General features: G+C 27.2%; 8 protein-coding genes. 7 read left to right on the plus strand and 1 reads right to left on the minus strand.

Annotation, left to right across the window (positions count from 1 at the left end; translation table 11 throughout):
• Nucleotides 1-24 precede the first annotated feature (24 nt).
• Complete coding sequence (locus BUB63_RS08440; protein ID WP_073249062.1) at nucleotides 25-558, plus strand: M15 family metallopeptidase; 534 nt, start codon at nucleotides 25-27, stop codon at nucleotides 556-558.
• An 84-nt stretch (nucleotides 559-642) separates the two neighbouring features.
• On the opposite strand, the gene BUB63_RS08445 is transcribed toward BUB63_RS08440, so the two are convergent.
• Nucleotides 643-807 (minus strand): zinc-ribbon domain-containing protein, encoded by a 165-nt coding sequence (locus BUB63_RS08445; RefSeq protein WP_027308107.1) that lies wholly within the window; start codon nucleotides 805-807, stop codon nucleotides 643-645.
• A gap of 207 nt (nucleotides 808-1,014) precedes the next feature.
• Here BUB63_RS08445 and BUB63_RS08450 point away from each other — a divergent pair, with 207 nt between their 5' ends.
• The 6 genes from BUB63_RS08450 (at nucleotide 1,015) to BUB63_RS08475 (ending at nucleotide 5,978) form a co-directional block, all read left to right on the plus strand.
• On the plus strand, nucleotides 1,015-1,614 hold the full coding sequence (locus BUB63_RS08450; RefSeq protein WP_073249064.1) for an NUDIX hydrolase: 600 nt from the start codon (nucleotides 1,015-1,017) through the stop codon (nucleotides 1,612-1,614).
• Between the two features lie 68 nt (nucleotides 1,615-1,682).
• On the plus strand, nucleotides 1,683-2,831 hold the full coding sequence (locus BUB63_RS08455) for an amidohydrolase (RefSeq protein ID WP_073249066.1): 1,149 nt from the start codon (nucleotides 1,683-1,685) through the stop codon (nucleotides 2,829-2,831).
• Nucleotides 2,832-2,968: 137 nt separating this feature from the next.
• Nucleotides 2,969-3,559 (plus strand): peptidoglycan-binding domain-containing protein, encoded by a 591-nt coding sequence (locus tag BUB63_RS14010; protein ID WP_073249069.1) that lies wholly within the window; start codon nucleotides 2,969-2,971, stop codon nucleotides 3,557-3,559.
• A 56-nt stretch (nucleotides 3,560-3,615) separates the two neighbouring features.
• Complete coding sequence (locus tag BUB63_RS08465; RefSeq protein WP_027308103.1) at nucleotides 3,616-4,500, plus strand: ABC transporter ATP-binding protein; 885 nt, start codon at nucleotides 3,616-3,618, stop codon at nucleotides 4,498-4,500.
• Nucleotides 4,487-5,248 carry an ABC transporter permease gene (locus tag BUB63_RS08470; RefSeq protein WP_073249071.1) on the plus strand — a complete coding sequence of 254 codons (762 nt, stop codon included), beginning with the start codon at nucleotides 4,487-4,489 and terminating at the stop codon, nucleotides 5,246-5,248. The genes BUB63_RS08465 and BUB63_RS08470 overlap by 14 nt, the downstream gene beginning before the upstream one ends.
• A 19-nt stretch (nucleotides 5,249-5,267) precedes the next feature.
• Complete coding sequence (locus BUB63_RS08475) at nucleotides 5,268-5,978, plus strand: tetratricopeptide repeat protein (protein ID WP_027308101.1); 711 nt, start codon at nucleotides 5,268-5,270, stop codon at nucleotides 5,976-5,978.
• Nucleotides 5,979-6,439: the final 461 nt, after the last annotated feature.

Raw genomic sequence — 6,439 nt, forward strand, 5'->3', positions numbered from 1 at the left:
TTTATAATAAAAAGGGGTGATGATATGAGAAGTGATTTTGATTTAGTTGATGTATCGATTTTAACGGATAAAATCATATTTGATATTAGGTATGCTACAGATAGAAATTTTTTTAAAAGGAGATTTTATATAGATGAAAGATGTTTATTAAGATATGGAACAGCTAAAAAATTAATTAAAGTTAATGAATATCTATTAAAATTAGGTTTTAAACTTAAGGTTTGGGATGCATATAGACCTTTGTCTGTTCAAAGGATAATGTGGGAAGCTGTAAAAAATGAAGACTATATTGCACCACCTTGGAGAGGTTCAATTCACAATAGAGGAGCTGCAGTTGATGTCACTTTGGTGGATATAAATAATAAAGAAGTAGAAATGCCTTCGGATTTTGATGATTTTTCGGAAAGAGCAAGTATAAATTATAGCTACTGTTCAATTGAAGCGATAAATAATAGAGAAATTTTAGCAGAAGCAATGATGAAAAATGGATTTAGAAGAATAGAGAGTGAATGGTGGCACTTTTATGATGAGGAATTTAGTAAGTATGAGATTTTATAAAAATAGAGAATAGAGTACCGAATAGTTGTTTTAGTCTATAAAAATGTAATTAATTAAAAAAGAAAAGGAGAGGTAAACTCTCCTTTATCTTCTTTCGAAGCTTCTTTTTTGTTGTTTTCTTGCTCTTCTGCAGTCAGGACATCTCTTTGGTTCGTTTTCAAAACCTTTTTCTGCATAGAACTTTTGTTCACCTTCTGTGAAAACGAACTCCTTGCCACAGTCTTGGCAAACAAGTGTCTTATCAGCCATTGAACACACCTCCTATAAATGATAGGATTTAACGACTCAAAGACACAACCCTACCGATTTATAGGGCAGTGGGTCTTGATGGTTAAATCTTTTTTCTTAGATAATTATAACATTTATAATTATATTTGACAATAATATTATGTTTCGTATATTTTAAAATTATACATAAAATTTTTATAATTTAGTAAAATGGGAGGAACAACTACAATGAATATAGATTACCTAAAGAAAGTTTTAAATAAAAGAGAAGTGAAAATAATGGGAGAGGATGAAGAATATAAAAAATATTCCGTTGTTATTCCTATTGTATATAATGATGAATACAAAATATTATTTGAGGTTAGATCAAAAAAATTAAAATTTCAACCTGGAGATATTTCGTTGCCAGGTGGAAAGATAGAAGAAGGGGAGACACCAAAACAGGCTGCCATAAGGGAACTTATTGAAGAGCTTGGTATAAGTGGGGAGAATTTTGAGTTTATAGGACAGTTTGATACTTTAGTAACTTATCACGGAAAGATTATATATGTATTCGTTGTTCTTTTAAAAGATTTAAATTTTAATTTGTCAATTGATGAGGTTGATGAAATTTTTTTAGTTCCAATGCTCTTTTTTAAAGAAAATGTCCCAGATATGTATTATGCATCAATTAGTGCACGTTTTGAAAAAGAGAATAAATATATAAATATGAACCAAAGGCTTTTATCATCAAGGAGTCCTATTTATTTTTATGAATATAATGGAAGGCTTATATGGGGAATTACTGCTAAAATTATTTACAATTTTATCAAGGAAATTTTTAAATAAAATAAATTATAAAAATATAGTGTTAGTTAAATGGGATTGATGTATAATAAAGAGAGGGGGTGGTATTTTTGAAAATACTTATTAAATCTGGTTTTATTTATCCTATTGAACAAGAACCCTTTAAGGGGGATATTTTAATTGAGGACGGTAAGATTATAAATATAGCTGAAAATATTGAGGATAAAGATGCACAAGTTGTGGATGCAGAGGGTAAGTTCGTACTTCCTGGATTTATTGATGCCCATAGCCATATAGGATTGTTTGAAGAGGGTGTTGGGGGAGGATATCAGGATGGTAATGAAGCTACAAACCCATTAACTCCTGAAGTTAGAGCAATAGATGCCTTTAATCCAGATGATGTTGCAATAAAGAGAGCTCTTGAGGGTGGAGTAACAACAGTTATGATTTTACCTGGTAGTGCTAATGCTATTGGAGGACAAGGAGCTATTTTAAAGCTAAAGGGGAATATAGTTGATAATATGATTTTAAAGGAACCTGCAGGACTTAAAATGGCACTTGGAGAAAATCCCAAAAGGGTATATGGTAGTAAAAATCAAACTCCTTCAACAAGGCTTGGTACAGCAGCATTAATTAGAGGATATTTTATGAAGGTACAGGACTATATGAACAAGAAAAGGCAATGTGAAATTGAAAAGAAGGAGTTTGTTGATAGAGATATTAAATTAGAAATAGGCGAAAGAGTATTAAAGGGCGAAATACCTGCAAGAATACACTGCCATAGAAGGGATGATATATTAACAGCTATAAGAATATCAAAGGAGTTTGGTTTTAAACTTGTCTTAGAACACGCTACAGAAGGATATAAAATAGCTGATTATATTAAGGAAAATAATATACCATTAGTTATTGGACCATTATTTGGTTTTAGAACAAAATTAGAATTAAAGGACAAAACCTATGAAGCGGTTAAAATATTGAGCGATAAAGAAATATTAACATCTATAATGTGTGATCATCCGGTTATTCCTTTAGAGCATACAAATGTTCACGCGGGAGTAGCACTAAAATATGGTGCAGATGAGAAAAAAGTGTTAGAGATGCTAACAATAAATCCAGCAAGGATTTTGGGAATTGAGGATAGAGTGGGAAGTCTAAAGATTGGCAAGGATGCAGATATTGTAATTTGGAACCATCATCCCTTTGATTTAAGAGCAAAGGTTGAAAAGGTTTATATTGATGGAGAGAGTTGTTTGTAATTAATACAAAAGTCCCTTATTATATAGGGGACTTTTGTATTAATAGAAAATATTTACAAAGAAAATATTGACAGTAAATACAATTATTATTATTATTGTAGAGCTCTACGTAAACCATATTAAGGGGGAGTAAAAGAATGAAAAAATACATATCAATGCTTTTAGCGTTAATTTTAACTTTTAATATTATAATTATAAATACAAATGTTCAAGCAATGAGTATAAATAATAATATGTATAATGTACAAATTAATAAAACGCTTGGCAATAAAAATAACCCTATTTTAGAAAAATATGATACTATTACTGTTAAAGGTCCTGAAGTTAGTTTTGGGGAAGATGTTTTGGTTTATGTAGTAAAGGTAATATTAGGTGAAATAGCAGAAAAGATAATAACAGACCTATATGATGATGCAAAAAATTTTTTGTCAATACATAATAGTTTGTATGGTGGAGTTGAGAAATGGTGGTATAAAGTAAAATATGGATTTGAATTTGATTATAATTTGAGTGAGAATTGGGTAGGTTATGGACAAGCAAACAAGACTGATAGAATTGTAGATTTACAAAAGTCATTAAAGGATTTAGGATATTATAATTCTACGATTGATGGAAAGTTTGGGCCTTTAACAAAAGATGCTCTAATGAGATATCAACGTGATTATGGATTAGCAGTTGATGGAATATGTGGTCCAAGTACATGGAAATCCTTAGCGAAGCACAAGTAAATATTTAGCTGGTACATATTTGATGTGTACCAGTTTTGTAAAAAAGGAGAGATAATATGAATTCTTTGGAAGTTAAATCAGTAACAAAAATAATAAAAAATAAAAAAATATTAAATAACATTAGTTTAGAAGCAAATGATGGACAAGTAGTAGGACTTATAGGACCTAATGGTTCAGGTAAAAGTACTTTATTTAAAGTAATAACTAATATATATAATCCAACAATTGGTAAAGTTTTTGTTGATAATATTGATTTGCAAAAAGAATATGAAAAAATATCATCTGAAATAGGTTTTTTAATTGAAGAACCAAGCTTGTATGAAAATTTAACTGGTAAAGAAAATTTGATGTTAATTAGTAAACTTTATAATAAATTTGATTCTAATATTTTTGAAGAAGTTTGTAATGAACTTGAGATAAATAAATTTTTAAACGTTAGATTTAATAAATGCTCAATGGGTATGAAGCAAAAGATAGGTATAGCAGCAGCAATAATACATAATCCAAAATATATAATATTAGATGAGCCTACAAATTCGTTAGATGCTGAATCTATTATTAAGTTTAAAAGACTAATAAAAACACTTGCCACAAGAGGGAAAACTATAATTTTATCAAGTCATATATTAAGTGATGTAGAAGAAATATGTGATAAAATATATATTCTTCAAAATGGTGAAATAATAGATTGCATTAATAATCAAGAAAATAAACATTGTATACAATATTTAATTTATACTGAAAAATTTAATTTAAGAATAGATCAAATACCAATAATAGAAAAAGATGGGCAAAAAGTTTTGATTGTAAAGGAAGAACAACTAAATGACATTCTAAATATGCTTAGTAGAAATAATATAAGAATTTTTAAAATACAAGAGAAAAGAAACACCCTTCAAGAAAAGTTTATTGAAAGGATTGGTTATAATGAATGTGATTAAGTTAGAAATTGAAAAGTGTATCAAGGAAAGAAAATATATTGCTCCTTTAATCTCCATAGTTTTTTTTATAGCTATTTCTGCTTATTTTGCAAGTCACGACCCACGAGGGAGAGATTATTTTACATATACATATTATGTGTTTATATTAAATTGTAGAGTTATATTTCCAATTATTGTGGCTATTTTTTTTACAAATGTTTTAGTAAAGGAATTTGAAAAAAAGACGGCAAGAATTCATTTCCTAAAACCATACGGTAGAGAAAAAGCTCTTTTGTATAAGTATATAGCTGGTTCAGTTATAATTAGTATTATTTTTATATTGACGTTTTTTGTTTATGAACTAATTTTACTAATTGTATTTAAGATAAAAGGACTTGAAATTTTTAATATTTATGAGTTTAGCTTTAAGGAATTTTATTTAAGGGCATATAGTACATTGCTTTTACAGATAGTATTCCTAATAACTTTTGGAGCTATGGTATTTATTATTGGTATAATTACTAAAAAAGGAATAATTACAATATTAATATCTTTGCTAATACTTATATCAGAACAAAGAGGGTTATTTTTAGATATAATTCCAAAGCGTATATTATTTCTTTCAACAGCAGCAAAATATAACTACATGTTACAATTAGATAAGATGGTGTATATTTCTTATCTATATGATTTAATGCTAAATATATCCACGTTGTTAGGTTTCATTTTAATATCATTTTTACTAATAAGAAGAATTGAATTGGATTGATGTATGGGGAGATGATATTGTGCATAATAAAAAAATATATATAACTGTTATTACTTTATTTTTTATTTCAGCTTTAGTAACATTTTTTTTATATGAATATGAAATGTATTTAATTAATTCGGGTAAGAACTTTATGAGTGTTAACGAAACAATTAACTTATATAAAAAGAAAAAAAATATCAATGAAAATGTTGATGATTTAATTGAACTTGCAAGATTGTACTCTGTAAATAAAGAATATGAAAAATCTAAAGAATATTTATTAAAAGCATTAGAGAAAGAACCTAAAAATACAATTGCATTACATAGATTAGCGTTAGTTTATGAAAATTTAAATGATTTTAATAAAGCAATTGAAACAAGACAAAAATTGGTTGATATTGAACCACAAAAACCTGAAAATCATTATTATTATGCTATCTTATTATTAACTAAAGATATTAATGTATCTATAAATGAAATAGAGTTAGCTGTGAAGTATGCTGATGAAAGTGATAAACAGTTTTATATGGAGATGTTAGAATTATTTAAAAACAGTAGTAAATTTATTGATGAAGAGAAGTATGATGGTTATATAGATATAATTAATAGTAAATTTTTGGAGAGTAATAATAATGTAAAATTAGAAATCATAAAAAATATACGAAGCAAATATAGAAATTTAAAGATAGAAGACATAAATAAATTGGAGAATTTAGAAAAAGAAATAAAAAATAATAAAATCAATTAAAATTAAATGTAATGTAATTTAATTTAGCCTTTTGTTTGGTAGTTGCCAAATAAAAGGCTATTTATAATTAGTAAGTTATTAAAAAAGTTATTGTAAAAGGGATATTTACTTGATGTCTCGAATTTGATAAAAGGTTTATTTAACTATTCAGAAGTTTCGCAGATTAAAAAATAAATAGGGCGTAGCCCCTTGATATGTAATGGTTTAGATGAATAATAATTGAAATATGTAAATTCCGATTTTTACTGGAAAAAATTTAGGGTTTAAAAATGAAAACATCCTTTCTATAATGAATTTTGCTACAAACCCAATAGAAAGGATGTTTTGAGATGAACAAGCGTTATTTAAAACAAATGCTCACCTACTTCTCTAAGGTATACCATCTTGGAGAAAAAATCAAGGGGTTAAAAGATGGAAGAATAAATCCTCAAATTGAAACTTCAACTATTTCATTTATAGTT

It is taken from the genome of Caloramator proteoclasticus DSM 10124, from assembly GCF_900129265.1.
Taxonomy (GTDB): domain Bacteria; phylum Bacillota; class Clostridia; order Clostridiales; family Caloramatoraceae; genus Thermobrachium; species Thermobrachium proteoclasticum.